Annotated in this window: 16 protein-coding genes and 3 pseudogenes; 12 read left to right on the top strand and 7 right to left on the bottom strand. The window is 37.4% G+C overall.

Annotated elements, in window-relative coordinates:
- Nucleotides 1-528: 528 nt before the first annotated feature.
- Nucleotides 529-848, top strand: a pseudogene (locus F897_RS17530) (IS5 family transposase); the annotation flags it as partial.
- Between the two features lie 18 nt (nucleotides 849-866).
- On the opposite strand, the gene F897_RS12195 reads toward F897_RS17530, so the two are convergent.
- Nucleotides 867-2022, bottom strand: a protein-coding gene (locus tag F897_RS12195) for an IS3 family transposase (protein ID WP_420864480.1) whose coding sequence is annotated in 2 segments (ribosomal slippage) — nucleotides 867-1778 and nucleotides 1780-2022 — 1155 coding nt in all. Because the reading frame shifts where the segments join, the coding sequence is not laid out codon by codon here.
- A 64-nt stretch (nucleotides 2023-2086) separates the two neighbouring features.
- Here F897_RS12195 and F897_RS18190 point away from each other — a divergent pair.
- The 7 genes and pseudogenes from F897_RS18190 to F897_RS12160 all read left to right on the top strand — a co-directional run.
- Nucleotides 2087-2461, top strand: a pseudogene (locus tag F897_RS18190) (transposase); the annotation flags it as partial.
- 162 nt (nucleotides 2462-2623) lie between these two features.
- Entirely contained in the window at nucleotides 2624-6454 is a 3831-nt protein-coding gene (locus tag F897_RS12185; protein WP_005236253.1) for an AAA domain-containing protein, read from the top strand.
- A 50-nt stretch (nucleotides 6455-6504) separates the two neighbouring features.
- A complete protein-coding gene (locus tag F897_RS12180; protein WP_005236252.1) occupies nucleotides 6505-8661 on the top strand; it encodes a PIN domain-containing protein in 2157 nt (718 codons plus the stop codon).
- Between the two features lie 36 nt (nucleotides 8662-8697).
- On the top strand, nucleotides 8698-9813 hold the full coding sequence (locus F897_RS12175; protein ID WP_001273066.1) for a coiled-coil domain-containing protein: 1116 nt from the start codon (nucleotides 8698-8700) through the stop codon (nucleotides 9811-9813).
- Nucleotides 9814-9874: 61 nt separating this feature from the next.
- Nucleotides 9875-11728, top strand: coding sequence for an AAA family ATPase (locus F897_RS12170; RefSeq protein ID WP_005236251.1), 1854 nt, complete (start codon nucleotides 9875-9877; stop codon nucleotides 11726-11728).
- Between the two features lie 26 nt (nucleotides 11729-11754).
- Complete coding sequence (locus tag F897_RS12165) at nucleotides 11755-12336, top strand: 4Fe-4S single cluster domain-containing protein (protein ID WP_000312397.1); 582 nt, start codon at nucleotides 11755-11757, stop codon at nucleotides 12334-12336.
- Between the two features lie 57 nt (nucleotides 12337-12393).
- Nucleotides 12394-13326 (top strand): annotated as a pseudogene (locus tag F897_RS12160) (IS5 family transposase).
- Nucleotides 13327-13449: 123 nt separating this feature from the next.
- On the opposite strand, the gene F897_RS12155 reads toward F897_RS12160, so the two are convergent.
- The 5 genes from F897_RS12155 to F897_RS12135 all read right to left on the bottom strand — a co-directional run bounded on the left by F897_RS12155 (nucleotide 13450) and on the right by F897_RS12135 (nucleotide 21906).
- Nucleotides 13450-14697, bottom strand: a complete 1248-nt coding sequence (locus F897_RS12155) for a tyrosine-type recombinase/integrase (RefSeq protein WP_005236247.1) — start codon at nucleotides 14695-14697, stop codon at nucleotides 13450-13452.
- Nucleotides 14698-15263: 566 nt separating this feature from the next.
- The gene (locus tag F897_RS12150) at nucleotides 15264-18146 is read right to left on the bottom strand and encodes a type I restriction endonuclease subunit R (RefSeq protein ID WP_005236245.1); all 2883 of its coding nucleotides are present in this window, start codon (nucleotides 18144-18146) and stop codon (nucleotides 15264-15266) included.
- 26 nt (nucleotides 18147-18172) lie between these two features.
- A complete protein-coding gene (locus F897_RS12145) occupies nucleotides 18173-19096 on the bottom strand; it encodes a GIY-YIG nuclease family protein (RefSeq protein ID WP_005236244.1) in 924 nt (307 codons plus the stop codon).
- A 9-nt stretch (nucleotides 19097-19105) separates the two neighbouring features.
- Nucleotides 19106-20332 (bottom strand): restriction endonuclease subunit S, encoded by a 1227-nt coding sequence (locus tag F897_RS17750; RefSeq protein WP_005236242.1) that lies wholly within the window; start codon nucleotides 20330-20332, stop codon nucleotides 19106-19108.
- Nucleotides 20332-21906 (bottom strand): type I restriction-modification system subunit M, encoded by a 1575-nt coding sequence (locus tag F897_RS12135; RefSeq protein ID WP_005236240.1) that lies wholly within the window; start codon nucleotides 21904-21906, stop codon nucleotides 20332-20334. The genes F897_RS17750 and F897_RS12135 overlap by 1 nt, the downstream gene beginning before the upstream one ends.
- 193 nt (nucleotides 21907-22099) lie before the next feature.
- On the opposite strand from F897_RS12135, the gene F897_RS12130 reads away from it, so the two are divergent.
- From F897_RS12130 to F897_RS12115, 4 genes are all read left to right on the top strand, one after another.
- A complete protein-coding gene (locus F897_RS12130) occupies nucleotides 22100-22258 on the top strand; it encodes a hypothetical protein (protein ID WP_005236238.1) in 159 nt (52 codons plus the stop codon).
- A gap of 78 nt (nucleotides 22259-22336) precedes the next feature.
- Complete coding sequence (locus F897_RS12125) at nucleotides 22337-22894, top strand: hypothetical protein (protein WP_005236236.1); 558 nt, start codon at nucleotides 22337-22339, stop codon at nucleotides 22892-22894.
- Nucleotides 22875-23216, top strand: coding sequence for a hypothetical protein (locus F897_RS12120; RefSeq protein ID WP_005236234.1), 342 nt, complete (start codon nucleotides 22875-22877; stop codon nucleotides 23214-23216). The genes F897_RS12125 and F897_RS12120 overlap by 20 nt, the downstream gene beginning before the upstream one ends.
- 60 nt (nucleotides 23217-23276) lie before the next feature.
- The gene (locus tag F897_RS12115) at nucleotides 23277-23555 is read left to right on the top strand and encodes a hypothetical protein (RefSeq protein ID WP_005236233.1); all 279 of its coding nucleotides are present in this window, start codon (nucleotides 23277-23279) and stop codon (nucleotides 23553-23555) included.
- Nucleotides 23556-23714: 159 nt separating this feature from the next.
- Here the strand turns inward: F897_RS12115 and F897_RS12110 are convergent, their stop codons facing one another.
- The gene (locus F897_RS12110) at nucleotides 23715-24380 is read right to left on the bottom strand and encodes a hypothetical protein (protein WP_005236232.1); all 666 of its coding nucleotides are present in this window, start codon (nucleotides 24378-24380) and stop codon (nucleotides 23715-23717) included.
- Between the last annotated feature and the right edge of the window lie 10 nt (nucleotides 24381-24390).

The raw sequence follows: 24390 nt of genomic DNA, 5'->3' as shown, positions 1-24390 counted from the left end.
TCCTATTTAGGTTCTACTTTTTAATAACTTAGGATCAGTACTGGAGAATACCTTCGTTAACTTCTAGGTATTGTTCCCAAGCATCTAATGATGAGTTAGAGTCATCAGTAATACGTGTACAAGTACGTGTACAACAATCACTCACCCCTCCAGAACATGTTTTTGTATATTCTCTACTAGCATGAATATCAGGACGAACAACTTCAAAACTTAGATCTAATTTATTGGACATTTTTTTACCTATAAGATAATTTTTAAGCAAAATAAATATATGAAAAATTTCTTAAAATTTCAACAGATATGACCATAATGATGAAAAAATAACCCCCATTAAGATTAAATATTAATCAATCAGAGTTGGGAGCAAGAACTACTTTTATGACTAACGTCTAAAAAGCTTAGGTCGTGTCCTCATTTGAAGAATTGGTTTTAAATTCTTAAAATTTTCTTTGAGTTATTTTTATTTCCATATTTTCAATGGCACGCACTCTTCTTACCGAAAATATTTGGCAGCAAATTCAAAATACTATGCGATTACATGGTTGCTACCGTTCAAAAAACAGTAGAAATATCATGGAAGTGATCTTATGGAAACTGCGTACAGGCAGTCCATGGCGTGATCTACCTCCTCATTTTGGTAAATGGAATACCGTCTTTAAAAGATACCGTGACTGGGTGAAAGCTGGTGTATTTGAAACTATTTTTGCATCTGTAAATGAAGATGTTGATTTGGAATACGCCATGATTGATGGAACGATTGTTAAAGTTCATCGACATGGCCAAGGTGCAAAAGGGGGACTTTCAAACAGTCTATAGGTAAATCTCGAGGTGGAATGACCTGTAAAATTTGAATAGCCACCAAAATTCTAGACACACATAACCATCTTTTGATGGGCCTTTTCATAATCTAATGGAGAACGCTGACCATTGGAACCATGTCTGCGTTTTGAGTTATAGAACATCTCTATATATTCAAAGATATCCGACCTTGCTTCAGTTCTTGTCACATAGATTTTCTTCTTGATCCTCTCTCGCTTTAACAGCTGAAAGAAGCTCTCAGCAACAGCATTATCATGGCAGTTTCCACGCCGGCTTATACTGCTTTCAAGGTTGTGATGCTTGAGAAATGTCTGCCATTCATGACTGGTGTATTGGCTACCTTGATCAGAATGAATCAGGACTTTGTTCTTTGGGCTTCTTCGCCACAAAGCCATCAGTAGAGCATCTAAAACCAGATCTGTTGTGATTCTCGTCTTCATAGACCAGCCAACGACTAGCCGTGAGAATAGGTCGATTACTACTGCAAGATACAGCCATCCTTCATGAGTGCGAATATAAGTGATGTCAGTCACCCACAACTGGTTGGGCTGGGTGGGGTTAAACTGTCTGTCTAAAGTATTTCGAGCCACAATCGATGGAGTACTAACATTAGCTCTAGGTTTGCGATAGCCACGCTGTGACTTGAGACCATTCGCCTTCATGAGTCGATGTACTCGATTGATACCGCAACTTTCGCCAACGTCTTTCAAATCACAATGAATCTTGCGATAACCGTAGACTCCGCCAGATTCCAACCAGAACTGTTTAATTAATCCTGAAAGCTGTTGCCGCTTCCTCGCAGTTATACTGGTAGGTTTCTTTAACCAGGCGTAATAACCACTGTGATGAACATCTAACGTTGAACATAAACGACGAACAGACCATATATGTTGGTTGTCCCGAATAAAGGCGTACCTCATTTGGACTGGCTTGCGAAGCGGCGTGAAAGCAGTGCTTTCACTTTAATATGTCCCTTTCTTCAGTGACCCTTTGCAGCTCTTTTTTTAATTTCGCTAATTCTGTAGTTGGATCACTAGATTCTGTTGTCTTGGGCTGCTGTGGATCATAACGTTTGATCCAAGCATACAGACTATGTGTAGTGGTTCCTAAACGTGTAGCAACTTCAGCCACACTATGACCTTTCTCAGTGACTTGTTCTACTGCTTCAATTTTGAATTCTTCAGGGTATCGTTTACTGCTCATAAGCACCTCGTTAATTAGCCATTTTATCTAACTAAAAGGTGTCTACAAAATCGGTGGCTATTCAATTCTTGCCTTAGTGGATAGTCTAGGCAACCTCATTAAGTTTCGATTAATGCCTGGTCAATATCACGATTTAGTAGAAACTAAACCTTTAATTGAAGATGTTGATTTTCAAGCATAACTGGCTGATAAAGCATTTGATGCAGATTGGCTCATCCAAGAACTCAATGAACGTAAAGTGAAAGTGGTGATCCCACCCAAATCTAATCGAAAAGTAATGAGAGTATTTGATACGACTATGTATAAATGGCGTCATCTCATTGAAAACTATTTCTGTAAGTTAAAAGAATTTAAACGTATAGCGATGCGTAGTTGTAAAACAGATACGAGTTTTGAAGCCATGATTCAATTGTGCGCGAGTTTAATTAACTCTCGGTAATTCTCAACAGACCCTAGTATCCCAGACAAATTTCATATCCACAATTTAGGTTATTTATTGTTTTAATTTTCAAACATATATATTTATAATAATGGTCACTTGAAAAATTATTTTTATGATTTTAAAGATTTTTTAATGATAATTTCGTTATGAGAAAAAAATATGGCTGCACTTTTTTGGAAACTTTCAGATCGTGAAACTAGACTTGAACAAAATATTACACATATTTTAAAAGCTAAACCAAGCCTCGAACCTTTATTTGAAAATGTAGCTTCAGACATAAGCACACATTTTTTGAATATTTTTTTCCCATCTATGCCAACAGTGTGTTATGTCGCAAATTTGTCTTTACAGGATAAATCTGCACAACGCATTAATTTAGCTATTCGTATCCCTCAACATCCTGCTTTTAGTGCGTATTTAGATGAACACAGTTCATTAGTTGTGATTGGTTACTGGGGGACTCGTTCTTCCACACCTTATTTAATCCCAGAAAGCGTAATAATTAGCCATAATAGTGAACACCCTACTAACTATGAACATGAATTAGAGTGTGAATATCAGTTTTTGGGGGAAGGGGAATATCCCTCTCGTGGTATCCAAAATGTATTAACACCACAACTTGTAGAAGAATTACCTAAAATTTCTGTTTTAGCTAATGAGCGTTTAGAAGAGTGGCGTAAATTTTTGGGCTTTAAAAAAGAACTGATTCGGCAAAAATCAGTAGGTTTGCGCTATTTAACAATTAATTATGATGAACAAAAACATATTTTTAAATTGCTTGCGATTGCTAACAGTCAACAAGATTTTGAGCTTGTACGTAGAGCCTTAGCACGAAAAGACCTACAATTATTTGATCTAAATACCTCAACTGATCCATGGAAATTTGAATTACCGAGCTTAGAAGATAAACGTCAAAATAAGCAAAAGGTAAAATTTGAACTCGGACAATTTAAACGTGGTAAAAATGCTTTCAGTTTACTGAATCCAGATGAAGTAAAGAATGTTTTTCAACATATAGATTTAAAAGATATACCTTTTTCAGCACCTGTATTTGCATGGCTGAATATTGAGCCCACAGAAGATTGGAAAAATAAAGTCACCAATTTGGTACCTGATCAATCTGATGAAGAAGCCATTCTACAATATAGAGAAGATATTAAAGAAATGCTTGAAACAGTACCAAGCACAGGTTTTGTATCTTTTGCTTTAATTGGTGATTGGTCATTGGTAGATCGTCAGGATAGGATCCTGCGTAATTTAAAGCAAAATGAAAATTGCTATGCACCATATCTCTCAAGTTATTTATTTGATATTACGCAAGCACAATTACCTAACTTACTTCCTGAAATTAAAGAATGGTTTAATTCTAACTTAAATGATGCACAAAAGCGTGCAGTGCAAAAAATGCTTGCTGCACCAGACTTATGTTTAATTCAAGGCCCTCCAGGTACAGGTAAAACCACAGTTATTGCTGAAGCTATTTTACAGCTAGTAAAACAGGGTAAAACTATTTTGCTGAGTAGCCAATCACATGATGCTATTGATAATGCGCTATCACGTATCACCAATCACCCTTCATTACGTGCGGTTCGTTTAGCAAAACAAGGACGTGGGCGAGATAAAATTACCGAAGAAGGTAAACTATTTTCAGGTGAGCAAGCTTTAGCACGTCATTATGAAGCATTGAGCCATGATATTCAGGCTCGTTTTTTAACGCCATTGCAACAGCAGGAAGCACAAATTGATGCGTTAAAAACATGGTTAAATCAAGCTGAGTTTTTACAACTTGATGCACAAAAGCTTGAACAACAACGTCAAAGTATCAAGCAACAAGGTATTGAAAAGCGTCAACAACAACAACAGGCGCAAAATGCCTTTGAACAGCAACAACTCGAGTATCGGGCACATCAACAACAACTAGTAGAATTACAACAGTTGCAAGATTTGTTAGCAGGGCAAAGTATTGCACCTCAAGGTCTTGTTTTACCCGATATGATTAAAAATATTGCAGATCGCTTATTTGAATTAGACAGCTATCAGGTTCAATTGCCATTTCAGATTACAGATTTTCGCTTTTATCCAGAATCACAAGCTCAAATTTTGATGGCATTATTAGATGTTTGGCAAAATATTCATAGTAGCCTTGAGGTTATGGAGCAGGATATTACTCGCTTGCAACAAGCAGGTCAGGGTAGTCTAACAAGTATCGAGACACAGCTAAAAGTTCAACAATTACAACAAGAAATTGAACAGCTTGCCAATCAAATGGATCTAGATGATAGTGAAGAAATTTCTAATTTATGGCGTCTAAAACGTCGTGAAGTAAATCAATTAAAGCAACAAAGTGGTGGTTTAACCCACGAATGTTACCAATTGTTTAAGGATAGAAATCAATTCCTCAATATTACAAATGCACAATCTACTGCAATGTTATTAGCGGAGCGTTTAGAGAAATTTAAACAATTTGAGCAATGTCTTAATGGTCAGATTACAGAAGCAAGCCAAAGCTTAACTGCACAAATGCATGCATTTGAGATAAACATACCCAATGATGCACCGATCAAACAAATCGAACGTGAAATCACAAACCTACTTGATCAATACAAAATGATCGAAATTCAATTGCAAAAACAGCAACATGCTGAACAACAACATTTACAGCAACAAAATTTTCAAAATAGCAACTTGAGTGAATCAATTAAATCTACTCAAAATCATATTTCGTATTTACAGCAACAATATCAGGAGAGCAAAGCACAAAACCAAAATTGGCATGGTTTATTTGAAGACTGGGTACAGTCTCTTAACAATCCACAACAATCAAAATTGGATTGGGAATTAATGAGCCAAGAATATACCCAAAACTGTAATTTAGTGGCGATTTCTTGTAATGAAAATTCACGTACCTTACAGGATGCAGGTATTGATGGCTTTGATGTGGTGATTATTGATGAAGTATCTAAAGCTACCCCAATTGAGCTGTTAATGCCACTTATGCGTGCGCGTAAAGCTATTTTAGTGGGTGATCATCGTCAATTACCTCCAATGTTTCAAGAAGGCCAAGATGCTACTGAAACATTTGAAGATTTAGTAGAAGTAGAAGATGAAAATCAAGATCGTTCCAATTTACTCACAAAAGACAATTTCAAACGCTATGAAAAATTAGTTACTGCATCATTATTTAAAGAGTTATTTGAAAAAGCACCTGATGTGTTACGTGAACGTCTCACCACACAATTTCGTATGCATCCTAGCATTATGAAAATGATTAACTATTTTTATGATGGGCAACTCACTTGTGGTAATCCTGATGAACCACGTGAGCATCAAGTCGTTTTAAAATCAAAGCTTAATACTTTGGTGGATGCTAATAAGCATTTGCTTTGGGTGGACACTTCAAATGATGAAAAAGGTGTGTCTTACAGAGACGATGAAAGTAGCAATGTAACTGAAGCTAAATTGATTGCTAAAACTCTAATCAACATCAATCTACAAATGAAACAACAAGGTTATCACAGTAAGAATAAGCAAAAAGTTGGTGTGGTGTCTTTTTACCAATCGCAGTGCCGAACTATTCGAGATGAAATTCGTAAAGCCAATGGTGGCAAATTAGATTTTGATGCCATTCATGTCGAAATTAACACGGTCATCCGTTACCAAGGTAAAGAAAAACCTATCATTTTAATAAGCCTAGTGCGTAATGATGGTAAGCCAAAAGAATATAGACGCTCATCTCGTGCCAATATCGCCCGTTTTGAATTTATTAATGTCGCAATGTCACGTGCACAAAACTTATTAATCGTATTTGGTGCACGTAATATGTTGGAGTTACGTGATGTGAATTTACCGAATATGGATAAACCTGGCACGAGCAAACGTAAAATTTATCAGGACATCTTTAATCGGTTGGATCGTGAAGGGCAGGTCTGTACAGCAAGGGAATTTATACAGGCTTGTGAAATTTCAAAATCACAGGTGGCTAAGTCATAACTTTATTTAGATGTTATGACTATTTGAACTAAATTTTATAGAGAATAATTATGTTGAAATTGCTTAAAAATTTTGAAGTGAGCCTACCTGTGTATCAGATGGAATCTCAGGTAAGTTATGAAGCCATTCGCCAACCCACTGTATTTGAAGATTTACTGTTAAAATTAGCAGTGAAATATAAAACAATGCTGGGGCAATTTAGTTTAAACCAAGTGTGTGAGAAATTTAAAATAGAACCATTTTTACTGCAAAAAGCTTTGTATAGCCTGATTGATAATGAAATGTTGGAACGATGTGACACCGATTTAACTACTACGCAGGTCAAAGATTTAGCAATAACTACACGAGGGCAAGAGTTATATTATAAAAATCAAATGCCAAGTGAAATTAAAAAAACTGAATTAAAAACTACATTTCATCCATTAATAAATCAGTTTATTAGTGATAAAGACTATAAATTGAAACCATATGATACCCAAGCACCTTATGTAATGCCTCAAATGCTTTTTGAAGCGAACATATCGCATATCGATCAAATGATTCGTGACATGCTTAATAAGGCAAGTGAGAAACAATTTGAATGGAAAAAGCCGAATACTAATATCAGTGACGTTAATAGTTTAGTGGCTAAAACAGTAGCACATCGCTTACCAATGCGTATTGCACTTACTATGCAAGGTCATCTTGGATTTGATGCTAAAGGTAATTCGGAAGTACAGCAAATATTTAGTATGTGGCTTGAGCAAACTAAGCATGAAGTGCTGTGGGAGCATCTTTTAGCCCCAACGTTCCAACAGATAGACAATGATTTACCCACTTTTGAATGGTCATCAGTATTAGATGTGACGCTGGCAGAAAATACTTTACTCGATGAGAACGCATTAATTCAGGTTTATGCTGAAAAAAGTCCAAACCAAGTCAGTAATAAACCAGAAATCGTTTTGTCGGAAAAGGCAAAATTAGCGAAATTACAAGGTAAAACACTAACTTTGCCATTCACTACGGCTTTACCACAAGGCTTTCAGGCATTGTACCTATATAAAGATCAAACAGCGACAATAGTATTAAAAGGTAATACCCATATCTTTTATGCCAAACAACCACGTTTAGTGGCTTTGAAAATTAAACTTCGTGATGAGCAAGTGTGGTCGACAATTAAAAATGAAGTGATGCATTGGAATACCACTAACACCTTAGATGTCTTAGCATTTTCACGTTACTTTTTATCAGAACATGAAGTGATTCAACAGGCACCGAATTTAACTATGAAAGAAGCCATGAATTTGCATGAAGCCATGAAAAAATTGAATAATACCGGTTTACGTGCTAGTGCATGGTTAGACAAAATTCAACAGATTGCAAATTTTAATGAATTAAAAGATTTTCGTAGTACCTTTTCACATTTAGAACTTGCACCACAATGGGCAGAACCTCTCTTTTTTGCAAAATTACTTGATGATGCTTTTGACAAAGGTCAAAAAGCTGGAACAACGCTCGATCAAGACTTTGTCAATATTGTACAGACACAAAAGTCATTAAAAAGTCAGATTAATCCAGATGTACTTAATCCAAATCAGCAGATTAATTCCAGCTCTTTAAGCAAGGTAAATATAAAGGCCCTAGCTTTAATCGACGATTGGCTAGATTGTTATGAGGAACTACAACTCAAGCATACTGAAATTTTGAATCTTTGCGAAAGGCTGAAAAAGCAACAACGACATTTAGTTGCATTAAAACAAGGGATAGCACAAAGCTTTGCACCTTTACGCACAGATGCTAAGCCTATTGCAGTATTAGATACTAGCTATTTGATGCGTCATAGTGATGATCTGACTAATTTAGAAAGAGATTATTTTGTAGTGATTCCGCAAGTTGTCTTACATGAACTAGACGGCCTTAAAAAGGGACAAGACGGGGATAACTTTAGCGAGCAAGCACAGCAAGCGAGACGTGCGATTCGTGCTATTGAGCATTTAACATCAGAACATATTGAACCGACTCACGATGAGTTTGTAACTATCATTGCAAAAAGTAAAACAGCACAAGAAATGACTGCAGATGAACAAATCCTTTCAGTGGCTTTATTTTATCGATTTAACAGTAGTGAACTTTTTAGTTTAGATAAAAATATGGGGAATTTGGCAAAAGCAGTCAATATTCGCACTATATCCGAATATCAGCCTAAGTTAATTAAAGAACATCAATAATTTACATTATTAAAAATTTTTAAATAGGATTTTAATATGAGCGCAATTCATGAACGACGCTACCGCCTACAACGTGAGCGTGAAATTGCTCAGGCACGAGTACGTGAAACAACTACACAATATCTTGAGCGTTATCAAAACACTTTAAATCAGCTAGAGGAACAAGGTTTAACTGCCTATGTAGAAGTTGAAGTTACGCAAATAAAAAAACAACTTACTCAAATGCAAAACTTATTGAGAACCGATGCTTTTGCTGCACGTGAGCTTAGTCTAAGTATCGGACAACGTATCTATGGCTTAAGGGCTCTTGCACGTGATAATCAGCAGATTGAAATTGAAAATCAGCGTCTTGAAGCCTTAGAAAAACAACGTCAATTGGTAGAAAAACGTCGACAAGAACATGCTGAATTAGAACAAACATGGCAACACAATTGGCAAAAATGGAGTGATAAACTTGCTCGTAATTTGGCTTTAAATGAGTTAGGTACTTTACGCCAAAAGATTTTTGCTGATGGAAGTCATTATGGTATTGCACAAATCAATCAAGAGATGGATAAAATCCAACAACATTATGAACAACTAGCAAAAAAGCAAAGAGAAAGCCAACAGCAAAAAATTGAACAGGTAGCAACACAAACCTTATTACAGCAACTTGCTGATGATGTTAAAGAAGGGCAACTACCTCTTGCGGAAACCCAGCAGTTGCAAACAGCTTTAGTAAAGCTTATGGATGATCCTGCTGTCAGTTTTGATCAAGTGAAAAGCATGGCGCAAAAAACAGATCAAGCCTTAGAAGATGAAAGTATTCGCCGTGAAATGGTAAAAGCAGTTTATCAGTCCTTACAAAATGCAGGGTTTAGCGTATTAAAACCAAAGCGGGTAAAAGAAAAGGATCAGGACATTGTGATTATCCAGGCACAACGTCCATCTGGTAATCAGGCAAAATTTAAAATTGAGCTAGATGGTAAAGTCCGTTACGAATTTGATAATTATCGTGGACAAACCTGTAAAGAAGATATGCAAAAAGTCTTGCCACGACTCTCGGAAGTCTATGGTGTAGAACTTAGTGATGAACGTGTTATTTGGTCAAACCCTGATGATGAAAGTGCAGAAATGAAACCTTTAGCCCCTCATCAACAGCAACGTGGTTAAGATTGATCACACACTTTAGAAAGATAAATTTATCATCACTTCTGCAAACAACAGGATAAAAATGAATACACAACATATTCAAACATGGTTAGAAAATTTTGAGCGTCAAAGCATGTTGCGCCGTGCACTGGTGGTATCTGGTAATATTATTGATCTCGCCTTCGCTAAAAATGGGCAATTACAGCCGATTAATCAAATCATTAGTGATAGTCTAAAAACAAAGGGCTTTCAGCATGTGGTGTTTTATTCGCGTGTTGGTGGGGTTTCAGGTGTAACACCACAGCAATGGAATGATTTACAAGCGACAGGTTTTCAGTCATCAGTATTTGATGATGCCGATGATTATGACATGGGTGAAGAAGATAACTCTTCAGCTCATGAAACTAATAGCAATGCAGGTCAAACAGAACTCACACCGAAAGACTTTTTTGCCGTTGCACAAAAGGTAATGTTTGAATCTCAGCAACGTGTTGCTTTTGTGGTGGATTGGTCCAACTATATGTTTGGTCAAATTAACAGTTTAAGTGATGCCGAGCGTGCATGGTTACAACAAATTTCTAAAAGTATCCGTGATGCTCAAGTCAATTTAAGTGCAAATGAAATTGATAAACCGCAAAGTTTATTAGTATTTTTATGCTCAGGATTAAGCAACTTGCCGCCAAGCTTATATTTAAATAATCCATTATTTGCGGAAATTAATATCGACTTGCCTAATATGCATGAACGTGAACGTGCTATTTCAGCATTAAAAATGGCGTTTCAAGTACAAGAAGATCTATTGCCACAATCACAAGCCATGACTGATTTTGTGACGCTGACCGATGGTTTTACCGTTCGAGATATCTATCATTTGGCACGCTTATCACGTCAGCAAAAAGAAACATTAAATTTACAAAACTTGGTGTCTTTATATCGTTTTGGCAAGCGTCAATCTCCTTGGGAGCAGTTAAATCATAGCAAGTTAAAAGGTACAAAAGAGACTCTTAAACTGAGGGTGAAAGGTCAGGATCAAGCTATTGAGGCAGTCAATAAAATTCTAATCCGAGCTTATACAGGCTTATCGGGTTTACAGCATTCAGCCAAAGCTCGAACTCCTAAAGGTGCTTTGTTCTTTGTGGGACCAACAGGGGTAGGTAAAACCGAATTGGCAAAGTCTTTAGCACAATTTTTATTTGGTGATGAAGATGCCTGCATCCGTTTTGATATGTCTGAATTTAACCATGAACATGCTGATCAGCGTTTAGTGGGTGCACCTCCAGGTTATGTCGGTTATGAACAAGGCGGACAGCTCACCAATGCCGTAAAAAATCGTCCATTTTCTTTATTGTTATTTGATGAAATTGAAAAGGCGCATCCGCGTATTTTGGATAAATTTTTACAAATTTTGGAAGATGGCCGTTTAACTGATGGTAAAGGTGAAACCATTTCTTTTGCGGATACTTTTATTGTATTTACCTCAAATATTGGCGCAAGCGAAATTGAACCAAGTACTCCTGAACAAGTCTCAGCACAATTTCAAGCTGCTGTACAACATCATTTTAAAACTGAGTTAAAACGACCTGAATTATTGGGTCGTATTGGTGAAGCCAATATTATTCCATTTAATTTTATGGACAATGATGAAATTTTAAAAAATATTGCGCGTTCAAAATTACAACCTCTTGAACAGCGTTTAAAAGACAAATGGCAAATTCAGTCATTTCGTTTTGAGGATGAAGATAAAGCTTTGCAAACCTTGATCAATCAAGTCAATAAACAACATGGCGGGCGTGGTGTCCTTAATGTTCTGACCAAGTATTTATTTGATCCATTGGCAGATTTCTTATTTGCCGAAGTACAGTATCCTGAACAATTGAAAAACCGAAATATTGAGGTAATTCAGGCAGGTAAAGTTTTTGATTTTAATATCGTGTAAGAATAGCAATCAATAAGGATTAGCACATGGCATGGTTGAATATTGCAAAAATAATTGATGTTACCCAAGCCGAAGGACCTGGCCTACGTACTGCCATTTGGGTGCAAGGGTGTTTAAAACGTTGTGTTGGTTGTTGTAATGGACAATTTTTAAAAATTCAACCAGCTGATGTGTGTGATTCAAAGATGATTATTGAACAGATTGCACAAAATCTACAACAGTACGGCATTGAGGGTGTGACTTTACTGGGAGGAGAACCATTTTTGCAGGCAGAAGGTTTGGCTGATGTAGCACAAGCATGCAAAAAAATGGGTTTATCAGTAATGGTGTTTAGTGGTTATCAGCTAGAAGAATTAGATGATGCTCGCTTTAAAGGAGCATCACAATTGCTTAACGCCACAGATGTTTTGGTTGATGGGGAGTATCAACAAGCTTTCACTGAAAATGTGCGTAATTGGGTGGGATCTACTAATCAGCGGTTTCATTATTTTACTAATTTTTATGACCCAAGCATTGAAACACGAACATTAACAGTAACCAATGAATGGCGTATCGATGCACAAGGTCAAATATTGGGTAATGGCTTGCCTTTTATCTTACGAGTTTAATTCGGCTTTGTTGCACAAACCTATCTGTAAAGTCTTTTTCATCGATATAATTTTCAAATGAAGAAGCCTACACACAAAATCTACCGCACAACCAATTGGCCCGCATATAACCGAGCACTCATGAGTCGCGGAAATATTGCCCTTTGGTTTGATACTGCTACGCAATGGTATGCGCCATCAAAAGGCAAACAAGGGCGAAATCAAACCTACTCCGACGCAGCCATCCAATGCTGCTTAATGATTAAATCCTTATTCCGTCTGTCTTTACGTATGGTTACTGGCTTTGTGCAAAGTCTGATTAAACTTTGCGGATTAAATCGGATAGCTCCAGATTACACCACGCTTTGTAGAAGACAAAAGCATATTGATATTGTAATCAGCTACCAAAAAAGTAGCGATGGGCTGCATCTACTCATGGACTCTACAGGCATGAAGTTTCTAGGTGAGGGCGAATGGAAGCGCAAGAAACATGGACCTGAATATCGTCGCCAATGGCGTAAACTTCATATTGGTATAGATGCTAAAACCCTACAAATACGAGCAGTTCAGCTTACAACCAATAATGTCAGTGATTCACAGGTGCTTGGTGATTTACTTAATCAGATTCCACAAGATGAGCGGATTGACTCTGTTTATACTGATGGAGCTTATGACACCAAGCAATGCCGTTAGGTCATTGCAGATCGGCAAGGGCATGCGGTGATTCCACCTAGAAAAAATGCGAAACCATGGAAAGATACAAAGAGTAGCTCACTAGAGCGAAATGAATTACTTCGACCAGTTACACGTTTAGGCAGGACACTATGGAAAAAATGGTCAGGCTATCATCGGCGAAGTTTGGTTGAAACTAAGATGCATTGCATCAAATTATTAGGAGATAAACTCAGTGCAAGGAGTTTTGATAGCCAAGTGAATGAGATCCATGCACGTGTAGCAGTCCTTAACAGATTTACGGAATTAGGTCGACCACTTACCCAAGTTACGCCTTAAATTTGGCTCAATTAGGGGCGCTTTGCATTTCAAATCTTTGTGCAACAAAGCCTTTTAAGAACAAAGTAAAAGGAACCTATAAGTTTTCTGGAAACGTAAGAATGCTAGTCAAATGGGGATATTTCAATTAATGCCATTTCGCACTTGTTGCAAAATCCAGTCCTCATATTCTTGCAGTGTTTCTCGTAGCATATCCATAGGTCGTACGATATAGTGTCTTTCAACTAATGCACTTGGTTTATGACCTGATATCTGGGCTAAAGATCCTTCATTGATTTTTGCCCATATAGCTAATGTTTTATATGACCTTCTCAATCCATGGGGTGTAAGTTCAATATTTAGTTTTTTACATATTTTCTCTAAGCTCTCGTAAGGATTGACAATATGACCACATTCAGCACCCTTACTGCTAAATATAAATTTAGAATCAGAATTTTTCCTTAGTTCTAATAATAGGCTTTCAACATATGCAGTCAGAGGAATTAGGCGACCTTCGTCTTCAATTTTATCTCTGACTTTTGCTGTTTTCCATCGAAAATCGACATCTGTCCATTTTAATGAAAGTAGCTCATTTTTTCTGCAACCAGTTATTAAACTACATATCAAAAAAATCGCAATTTTTCTACTAGTTAATTTATTTACCTCTTCAAACCATGGTTTTAGATGCTGTTTCATCAAACAATCATTTTTGGCTTTGGGAGAAGGGACTTTATCTTTAACTTTTTTTGAGTTATATGATTTTGGAGGCACTAAGTTTTCATAATCCTCGTGTTCATCACACCAATTCAGGAAAGCTCGTGTAAGTCTGTATGCTTTAGCTGATGTTGTAGGACGATAGTCATTTTGATCAAGCCAATCACAAAACACATCTGCAGTTAATTCAGAAAGCTTGTACTCAAACAGTTGATAAATGGGTTGATTAGTATAAATACTATTTTTTTCAGGATCGTAACCACCTCTAGATAATTCGATATGATCCTGATAGCTTCTTGGTCGCCAATTAGGTTGTCTTGCTTTTAAATATTCAAACCATACATCTTTAAATTTAATAGTTTTACGCTTTTCTTGTTTTAGCAGTTCTTTATTATCAGCTAAAGCTTTCTTACGCTCGATTAATGGGTCAATCCCTTTGTGGCACATAATCGCCAATTCTTGTGCATATTTACGAGCTTCATCTAATTTCCATACATCAACGTCACCAATTTTGATACGACGGTTTTGAAGACCAATACGGCCTTGGAAAATGTAACTTTTATTATTTTTAGGTGTAACTTTGACGCCGAATCCTGGTGTTTTCTCATCCCAAAAAAAAGTTGGTTTATTTTTGTCTGAGCAATCAATTTTATCAATAGCAGGTTTTGTTAACTTCATTCTAGTAAGCATCTGGTAAGCAAGTAGTAAGCAAAATCAATATATATTAATCAACAAAAAGAGTTAATAATAAATTATTAAAATTACATAAATACATGATAGTATTGACATTATATTTTTAATTTGTTGATTTTTAATTACTATGTTAACGGACTCATAATCCGTTGGTCGACAGTTCAAGTCTGTCTGGGCCCACCACATTCAACCTCGTAAGCCTTTGGTTTATGGGGTTTTTTGTTGTCTGAAAATTTCAGACCACCGGATTTTCATAGACCATATGTGGTCCATTTGTTCGATAATCCGATGGGCTAAACTCAAATATCAGAAAATACAGCGCCCATTTTCATTTCACTATATTCTCACTTTCGATGTGAGTATCGTAATTGATGAATAAAAAACGATCATAAAGATTGATCATCAAGTTTCGCTATGAGCAGAGAAATGAGTTTTAGTGTAGGGATGGGGAATTTATGCTTACCTGATCTTAGCCCGATGATATAGGGCTAAAACCAGTTTTGGTTGGGGAGTTTGCTTAGATATGTATATTGAGTAAGGGCCAATGGAAACTACAGCCCAGTGTAGAATTTATCGATGAATTGTCTGGTCTTGACCACTAGCGTATTCATGAGCGTTTTACGCTCTGAAATTTTGGGGCGAGTAATAGGTAGATCAGTCACATCTTCACGACTTGGCAGACGTTTGGTGTATTCATATTTACCGATCACTTGTTTGAACACTTCAGGCTTGATTGCTTCTTTTTGACAAAGCTCATCAATCGCTCGTTCCTTTTCTACATCCCAGAATTGTGCAAATGCTTCTTCTACACTTTGACCAGTGATCATGCGTGGAATATTTTCATCCAGAAACTTTTGGATCAGTTCCTGTTTGTCGTACAGCGTATGATTATTTGCTAGTAGATCTTGCACCTGTGCGCGATATTTTTGCTTTTGTTTCTGATCGGTGTTGTTGACTGCAGATTGCAGTAAATTCAGGATATAGCCGACATTGATTGTATCTTTGTGAATGAGTTCCAGTTGGAAGTTCACATCGTTCAGTACAGAAACTTTGTCTTTCGGTTGTACGACACGAGTATTGGTATAGAGGTACTTGTATTGTGAGGTATGCTTCTGAAATTCAGCTTTGTTCAAGTCAGTGTCATCCTGATCGTATTCAACAAAGTTTTCCAGCTGTGCATTGATCCGCATGACTTCACGGAAAGCCTTCACATACTGCAATTGCTGCTCTTCTGTGGGCAGTTCCAGTACCTTGTCTGGATCAGGGGCAATCTTAAGTAATTCAGCAACAGCAACGTTGTACTTTTCCTTGATGCTTTCAAAGCTTGGAATCAATACTATCTTTTCTGCTTCAGCCTTATTGGAAAACAGTGCTAGTGCTTTATCTGTAGCTTGTTTCAGATTGCGGAAGCAGACAATGTTGCCAAATGGCTTGTCTGCATTCAGGATGCGATTGGTGCGTGAAAATGCTTGAATCAAACCATGATATTTGAGGTTTTTATCCACATACAGGGTATTCAGCGTTTTTGAGTCAAAACCTGTCAGGAACATATTCACGACCAAGAGGATATCGATTTCTTTTTTGCGTACCCGATTGGCAATATCTCGGTAATAGGCATAAAACTCATCACCTGAGTTAAAATTCTGTCCAAATTGAGCATTATATTTCGCAATATAGCCATCGAGCTTGTCACGGTTGGACTGACTGATTCTTGTTGGGATATCAGCAGATTCTTCATCAATCAAACCATTACTATCTTCAACTTTGAGTTCTTCATTGGCTGCAAAGGAGAATATAGTTGCCACAGTGAGAGGCTTAAAGATTTGGCCTTGGTTTTCTGCCTCTTGTTGCTTCTGCTGCTGTACTTTTTCAAATAGCGCATAATATTGATTCAGTACATCGACTGAACTTACACAGAACATGGCAGTGAAGTTCTGGTTCTTGGTTTTTATGTGGTGATTGTCGACAATATAGCGAGTGATCATCTCCAGACGTTCTGGATTGTCAAACAGTTCTTTGGTATCTATACCTTCAACATCTTCTTCATAATTGTGACTGGTTTCGATACCGTTTGCAGTGTATTTACCTAGGTAGCTAATCTGGAAGGGTAATACATTGCCATCCCGGATTGCATCGGTAATCACATATTTATGCAGGCATTCATCAAATAGGGCATTGGTGGTCACAGCCTTTGAATCGATTTTAAGTTGGCTATTGGTTTCAAAAATAGGTGTACCGGTAAAGCCAAACATTTGTGCATGGTTGAAAAAGCGTTTGATATTACGATGCGTATCACCAAATTGACTACGATGACACTCATCAAAAATAATCACGACTTTCTTGTCTTTCAGATAGGCAATTTTATCTGCATAGCGATCCGAACTAATCGCAATATTGAGTTTTTGCAAGGTCGTTACAATGAGCTTGTCATGTTTCTGACCCAATTGATTGACCAGAGTATTGGTATTCTTGGTGGTATCAACACTATCCTTTTTGAAAGCATTGAACTCTCGTACTGTTTGCGTGTCCAGATCACTACGATCCACGACAAATAGCACTTTTTCTACTTCAGGCAAGCGCATGATCAATTGACTGGCTTTGAATGAAGTTAATGTTTTACCTGAACCTGTAGTATGCCAAATATAGCCATGAGTTTTGGCTGTTTGTACACGCTGAATAATTTGCTGTACTGCATAAATCTGGTAGGGGCGAAGTACCATTAAGCGCTTTTCTGCTTCCAGAATCACCATATATTCAGTCAGCATCTGAGTAATATGCGAGTGATTCAGAAAGGTATCAGCAAAAGCATCGATTTTGTGGACATGCTTGTTGTCAAAGTTTGCCCAAGGAAAGGTAAATTCGAAGTTATTTGTCCCTGTGGCATAGTAATGCGTATGGTCACGATTACTGATCACAAAAAGCTGAATATAGTTGAATAAACCTGTACCACTGCCATAGGCTGCTTTGGCATAGCGCTGCGTTTGATTGAATGCTTCAGGGAGTTCTACACCGGCACGTTTCAGTTCAATTTGAACCAATGGTAAGCCATTAATCAGCAGGGTAACGTCAAAGCGACTGGTATGCCCATTGATACTGGAATGATCAATCGCAATTTGATTTGTTACTTGGTAAATGTTCTTACTTGAGTCCGAGAACAGGAAGTCAATATGTCGTGTTGAGCCATCATCAAAGGTCACTGGAAAGCGATGACGTAGCACTTTGGCACAATTGAAGCTATTACCAGCTTTCAGATGATTGAGAATCTGTCCCCATTCATTTTCAGAAAGTACAGAAAGCCCATTGGCTTGTTCAATCTGGGTTTTGAGATTGAGCAGGAGTTGCTTTTCATCTTTTACATCAACTTGACGATAGCCTAAGGTCTTTAAGTGCTGAATCAATTCATTTTCAAGTTGTTCTTCGCTTTGTACTGACATTTACCGCTTTACCCTCACAATTTCATTTATTCTTGAATTACATGCTCAACTTGGTTTTGTTGCCATGTTTCATACGTCAGGTGATTAGCTGAATCTTTCCATTCTTTACGACCATTACATGCTCTTCCCAAGATGACTGCGCCTGCTGCTGATGGACTGGAAAATAAATAGTCTTGATTGAACGTATAGGTATTTGGATCAATGATGTTGTTTTCAAACAACTGTGGTCGAAGGTTCTTCATGTAGTTGTGTGTAGGTTGACTGACATCTCTACGTACTTGGGAACCTTTGAGTACATAGAATTCACCATCAATGATTTTTGCTTTGGCTTGAATGTCTCTAGCGGATAGGTAGAAATCTGCTTCAGTGTTGGAAGTATCCACTGAAGTAGGAGCAATACTATGCACTTTTGGCTGTTCACTTGGATATTTCATTTCCTTGAGGAATGTATATCCAAGGGCAGGAAGAACCACTTGTATTTGTTCCAGAAAGTATTCCATATCCGCTGTATCTGATTCAGGTAGGCGGTTGTAGAGGTGTGCTGTGCCATTTTTGAGTAGGCATTGTCCGCTACGCTTGGCAATATCAATCAAGCGACTCTCAAGGTACTTAATATGGGTCTTGGTGATGTTCTGGTCTTTACCTGTGACCAGACATACTTTTTCCCAGAAGTCCTTTCCACCTGCTTCTTCGGTACGGTTATGCTGTTTCAAACGGTTAGCGACATCATCCGATTCACCAATATAGACGCTTGGTAATGAGTCTTCGGGATCTTGACCCACAAGGAAATAGATACCTGTTCTGGCACATTCTTCTCGCTGGATGAGATCCAAGAGTTTAGTGCGTGGTGCTGAAAGAACATGACCAGTCCAGTTGATGATTTCAGCCGTCAGGATGCCATTAATCGAACCATCAACCAGAAACAGCTTGATACTTTTTCCGTGGGTCATTGTTTTCCCCTATACAAACATCTGTTGCAACAAGCCTTTTTTCCATTGTTTGGCCTGTTCAATTTGCTGTGCAGCTATTTCGATTTTTTGGTCAATCGCAGATAAGAAATTAGCGATTTTGGCTTGTTCATCTAAGCTGGGCATTTTTAGATTAACTTCAAAGAACTCTTGTAGGCTTATATTAAGAAGACCATGATTTCTTGCACCTTCTTGAGCAATTTTTTCAAGTTCAGGAACTAAGAGACCACTTTCAACAAACTGCTCAAAATAGTCTGAATTTATATACTCATTAAGTGAAAAACAAATATAAAGTGTTGAAACGACTCCTTTATCATAAAGTTTTAGTCGCTTAATCGCTCCCATTGGATAACCTGCCGAATAACTTTTGTTATAAGCATACTCACCTTTGTGTAATAAGTAGTATTTACTTAAATCGCGTGAAGCAATTTGTTTGCTGAAATATTCTTGTTGGTTTATTAAACCTAACTGGGCAGAAATAGTCAGAGCATTTTGATTCAGCTCTTTATTCTTTCTGGTAATACGATGGGAAATATCTTTGAGTTGTATATCATTCCACTCATCAAATTCACTACCGTCATCAGCTTTGAAGCGAAGCTGCTGACTAAACAGCTTTTGCATCATGCCTTGTTTGTATTGGCTCAGGAGTTGGTGTTTTTGTGTCAATTGAGTGATTTTTTCATCTACGGCAGAAAGAAAAGAGGCAATTTTTGTTTGTTCTACTTTAGAAGGAAAATTTAAATAAATTTCTTTTACTTCAGAAGCCAATACATGTTCAATTGTGTTACCAGTTTTAATTTGAGAAATAATTTTTTTCCCAATTGGAGTATAAAAATAATATTTAACAAAATGAGAATTGGTTTCTTGTTCTTTGTGAGGTGAAAGTACAATTAAAGCATGACAGTTTGCATTGTCATATTCTTTATCAATAACTGCACATTCCCCCACATGGCCGCTTTGAACCATCAAAATGTCGTCTATTGCTAGTTTTGAATTACTTTTTTTAGCGTGAAATTCTTCAGAAATATAGATCAAACCAGTTGGATCAATTCTTCCATCTTTTACATTCTTACCTTGTAAATATTTCACACCGTTAGCTACATAATACGGAGTAGCGATCCCAACAAATCCATTTCTAATTTTTGGAAAAAATTTTTTCAAAGGAGATGAGATCCAATCTCCATCAAATTCTGTGAATCTCAATGCTGGAGTAGTCATTATTTAATCTCCGAAAAAGGAGAGTCGATACCAAGTTCTTTGCAGAAATCAGCAATCACTTGATCTGTTTTCTTACTTGCTTGTTCAAGGTCTTTGAGTTGCTGTGCAATGGTATTCAGATCAATTTCATCTTCCACTTCAAAAGTATCAACATAGCGTGGAATATTCAGGTTGTAGTCATTGTCTTTGACTTCTTGCAGTGTCGCAACTTTGGCATATTTATCAATGTTCTGACGCTGTATAAAGGCATCAATAATCTTATCCAAATGTTCAGGCAGTAACTTATTTTGGTTCTTCTGCTTTTCAAAGTCATTACTAGCATCAATAAACAGAATATCACCTGTATGGGTACGATTTTTTTTGAGCACCAAGATACAGGTTGGAATAGTCGTACCATAGAAGATGTTGGCAGGTAAACCAATAATGGTATCTACCACGTTCATTTTCTCAATCAGGTACTGACGAATCACACCTTCACTTGAGCCACGAAACAATACACCGTGCGGAAGAACAACGGCCATCGTGCCTTGCTCATCCAATTGATGAAGCATGTGCTGAACAAAAGCCATATCAGCTTTTGAACTTGGGGCTAACTTACCATAACGGCTGAAACGCTCATCTTGTAAGTAAATAGGATCTGCTGACCATTTTGCTGAGAATGGAGGATTAGCCACTACAGCATCAAAGCGCATATCAATATGCTGAGGACGTGTCAGTGTATCTTCTTGCTTGATATCAAACTTGGCAAAATGTACATCATGCAAAATCATGTTCATACGTGCCAAGTTATAGGTGGTGCGGTTCATCTCCTGACCAAAGATCATATCTACGTCTTTGACTTCGCGTTTAACACGTAATAGCAAAGAACCTGAACCACAGGTCGGATCATATACAGAACGTAAGCGCTCTTTGCCTTGTGTGACAATTTTTGCAAGCAGGGTAGATACAGTTTGAGGAGTATAGAATTCACCTGCTTTTTTACCTGCACCAGAAGCAAACTCACCAATCAGGTATTCATAAGCATCACCCAAAACATCAGATTCTGAGTTACTCAAGTCAAAATCAATATTGTCCAGATGAGTGAGTACTTTGCTGATTAACTCATTACGGTCATTGGCGTTGTTACCCAACTTGGTTGAGTTGATATCAAGGTCTTCAAACAGGTTAGCAAAGTCATCTTCAGACTCAGCACCTAATGTACTACGTTCAATCGCTCTTAGTGTTTCGGCTAAGTCATCCAGAATAAATTGATTTTGACGGCCACGTTCTGCAAGGGTATGAAAAAGTTGACTAGGAGATAGGGCATAACCCACTTCATCTACCGAGTTTTCTTTGATGCCTTCGATCAATTCTGCATGGTCAGGATTGCTTTCATCCAATTCATTGTACTTTTCCGCCATGCCTTCATCTTTCAGAAGCTCATTGGCAAAGGTAATTGCTTTTTCAGACAGATATTTGAAGAAAATGAAACCGAGGATATAGTCACGAAACTCATCAGCACCCATTTTTCCACGTAAATCATTGGCAATATTCCAAAGCTGTCTTTGTAGTTGTTGCAATTGAACCTGTGACATCTTGAACCTTATTAAAATATGAAGCAAATTGTGGTTAGTTTACCGATAAATACTATTTTTATCATGTAATAAAAAGAGTATTACGACAGACTTTGGCGTATAGGTATAGCCTATTCAGCTTTTTATTCATAGCTGTAAGAAACCGTATTTCTTGAAGATATTATTTATGTGGTCTGAAGCCAAAGGAGTGACCATGAAAAAATATTATCCAGAACTTGAATCAGTGTCAGATGTATTGGAATGTATTCCGCATCATCAAACCCAATCCATAGCGAATGCTATTCGTGTCTGCAATGATATGGATAGTGATAACGTGACCAAAGTCTGTGCTGTATTGAAAGTCATCTTATAAGTAAACCATTTCCATTTTATCTATCCCAATATGCCATTCGGTGTATTGGGTTTTTTTACGTCTACAGGAATCAAAACCATGCAACCACGTATTCATGACAAAATAGGCTATAACCTGATTCATACTTTTACCTGCAATAAACTGTCTGATCGCGCTGAAGGTCAACTGCACTATCAATTATGGCAACACAGTGAAGATCAATCTTTTGGTATTGCATTAAGCAAGAATGAATCTACAGGAGGCTTTAGTGCAGAACTGATCAAAGTCGATGACATTATTCAACTGCTTGGTAAGTTATACCAAGAAGGCAAGCCTTTCCATGCTACCGCATTGAAATCACTGTTCATTGGTAAGTCAGTCAATAACTCAAGTTTTTTAGGGGCTGTACTGGTCGATCAGAACGTGATTCATACCCATCCACAAACTGCGCGTTTGCTGGAAGTCAATGAAGACTATGAACTCTGGTCAATTGGTCTGGAAAGCCATGTGAAAGCAGGGCAAGAAGATATCGATTCATCTCACGCTGATAAAACTACTGGACTGAAATCCACAAAAAAGCGTCAGCATAAAGCTGCTGAAAAAGTTGAATCTACTTCGATGGATGAGGGAAGTGAAGATGCAATTGATCAAGAGTAAATCAGATATCCAGAAAGTGCATGAACAGCCCATAGCTCATGCTATTCTTGAAACGATGCACATCCTTGAGCATCAGTATGAAGAACCTTATCAAGCCACCCTACATGGGTGGTTTGTTGTTTGTGAAGATGAGCAAGACCTGCTTCAGCCTTTTGAAAATCTTAGCTTCAGTCTTTCTGAAAAGCTGAACATGGGAGAGATTGAGTTTGTTGAAAAGAAGAAGGATTGGTTTGAGATCTACATCATGCTTAACGACAATGAAGGCATTTTGGTCTATGTTCCGAAAGCTATTTTTGAACAACATCAACTACAAGTGATGTAGACCTGTAACACCACTCCTGACGTAGCAACCCCACTATTAACTTTAATCTGAGCGAATTTTATGACCAAGCGAAACTTATTTGCTTTAGGCCAAGTCGTGTCTACACCGAATGCACTTCGCTTCGCTGAAGCTGAAAACATTGACTTACTGGCTTTACTTGCACGACATCATCAGGGAGATTGGGGTGATGTGTGTGAAGAAGATCGAGAATCCAATGAAGAGGCTTTGCTGATGCAATTACGCATCCTATCCAGCTACAACTTTTCCAAGGATAAAATCTGGATCATAACCGAAGCTGATCGATCAGTAACCACGATTTTACTGCCCAGTGACTATTGACCGTAGCACGTACCGTAAAATGAACCGTAAAGCTTTTCGGCTTTACGGTAGTTTCTCATTTTTCTTCTGTTGGTAAGGCTTGATAGGTGTACAGGATAAGCAGGTTAAGGGTCTACTAGTCCTTGGGGCTGCCCATTCTAAAAGCTGACAATAGCTATTTTAATCACACTTATTTGCTTCAGTGTAATAACCAGTCTTTGTACTTTTTGCTTTGATAATTTTGTATTTGAACTGAGATAACGATTTTTCATTTTTTCTAAAAAATTCAAGTAGATAACGATTAAATGTATTTCGGCTAATACGCTTCTTTACTTCTATTGAAATAGACTTTTCTATACTTCGATTTTTACTTTTATCCACTGAATATACCGGCTGATTGAAGTTGAAATTATTGATAAAGCGTTGGTATAGCTCACCAGAACTTTTGAATCCATCTGTATTCAAAATGTGACCCATAAAATGATAAAAATCATCCTCACTAGCTTTCCTCGGCTCACGAAAGTTTTGATCCAACGGTTTGATAAAGCCATGTTTATCATAATAGATGCTACGAAATTCATTTAAACGTTCAGCATCTACAGCATATTGAGCAACTCTGATGTAGGCGTAGTGTTTCTTAAATTGATCTAAGTAATAGTAAGCCTGTTTTTGAGTGATAGGAGATCCACAATAGGGATATGAGCATTTATAGAGCAAAGGAAGATCAGCACTATGAGCTGGGCATAGGGTTACGAGTTCGACCAAATGTTTTGGTTTAAATCTCTTACTAAGTACTAGGTCGAAATTGTTATTTAAAATATTGAAGACATTCTTGGGAATTGCCATAAGTCTACAC

Origin of the sequence: Acinetobacter variabilis (assembly GCF_000369625.1) — a bacterium.
Classification (GTDB): domain Bacteria; phylum Pseudomonadota; class Gammaproteobacteria; order Pseudomonadales; family Moraxellaceae; genus Acinetobacter; species Acinetobacter variabilis.
Note: the sequence above shows the minus strand (reverse complement) of the source record. Positions and strands in the feature narration are given on the sequence as shown.

Coding starts and splice junctions, on each gene's coding strand:
- F897_RS12125 (WP_005236236.1), top strand. CDS start 22,337: ATGCAACCACGTATTCATGACAAAATAGGCTATAACCTGATTCATACT.
- F897_RS12180 (WP_005236252.1), top strand. CDS start 6,505: ATGTTGAAATTGCTTAAAAATTTTGAAGTGAGCCTACCTGTGTATCAG.
- F897_RS12130 (WP_005236238.1), top strand. CDS start 22,100: ATGAAAAAATATTATCCAGAACTTGAATCAGTGTCAGATGTATTGGAA.
- F897_RS12165 (WP_000312397.1), top strand. CDS start 11,755: ATGGCATGGTTGAATATTGCAAAAATAATTGATGTTACCCAAGCCGAA.
- F897_RS12135 (WP_005236240.1), bottom strand. CDS start 21,906: ATGTCACAGGTTCAATTGCAACAACTACAAAGACAGCTTTGGAATATT.
- F897_RS12115 (WP_005236233.1), top strand. CDS start 23,277: ATGACCAAGCGAAACTTATTTGCTTTAGGCCAAGTCGTGTCTACACCG.
- F897_RS12185 (WP_005236253.1), top strand. CDS start 2,624: ATGGCTGCACTTTTTTGGAAACTTTCAGATCGTGAAACTAGACTTGAA.
- F897_RS12150 (WP_005236245.1), bottom strand. CDS start 18,146: ATGTCAGTACAAAGCGAAGAACAACTTGAAAATGAATTGATTCAGCAC.
- F897_RS12110 (WP_005236232.1), bottom strand. CDS start 24,380: ATGGCAATTCCCAAGAATGTCTTCAATATTTTAAATAACAATTTCGAC.
- F897_RS12145 (WP_005236244.1), bottom strand. CDS start 19,096: ATGACCCACGGAAAAAGTATCAAGCTGTTTCTGGTTGATGGTTCGATT.
- F897_RS12170 (WP_005236251.1), top strand. CDS start 9,875: ATGAATACACAACATATTCAAACATGGTTAGAAAATTTTGAGCGTCAA.
- F897_RS12175 (WP_001273066.1), top strand. CDS start 8,698: ATGAGCGCAATTCATGAACGACGCTACCGCCTACAACGTGAGCGTGAA.
- F897_RS17750 (WP_005236242.1), bottom strand. CDS start 20,332: ATGACTACTCCAGCATTGAGATTCACAGAATTTGATGGAGATTGGATC.
- F897_RS12120 (WP_005236234.1), top strand. CDS start 22,875: ATGCAATTGATCAAGAGTAAATCAGATATCCAGAAAGTGCATGAACAG.
- F897_RS12155 (WP_005236247.1), bottom strand. CDS start 14,697: ATGAAGTTAACAAAACCTGCTATTGATAAAATTGATTGCTCAGACAAA.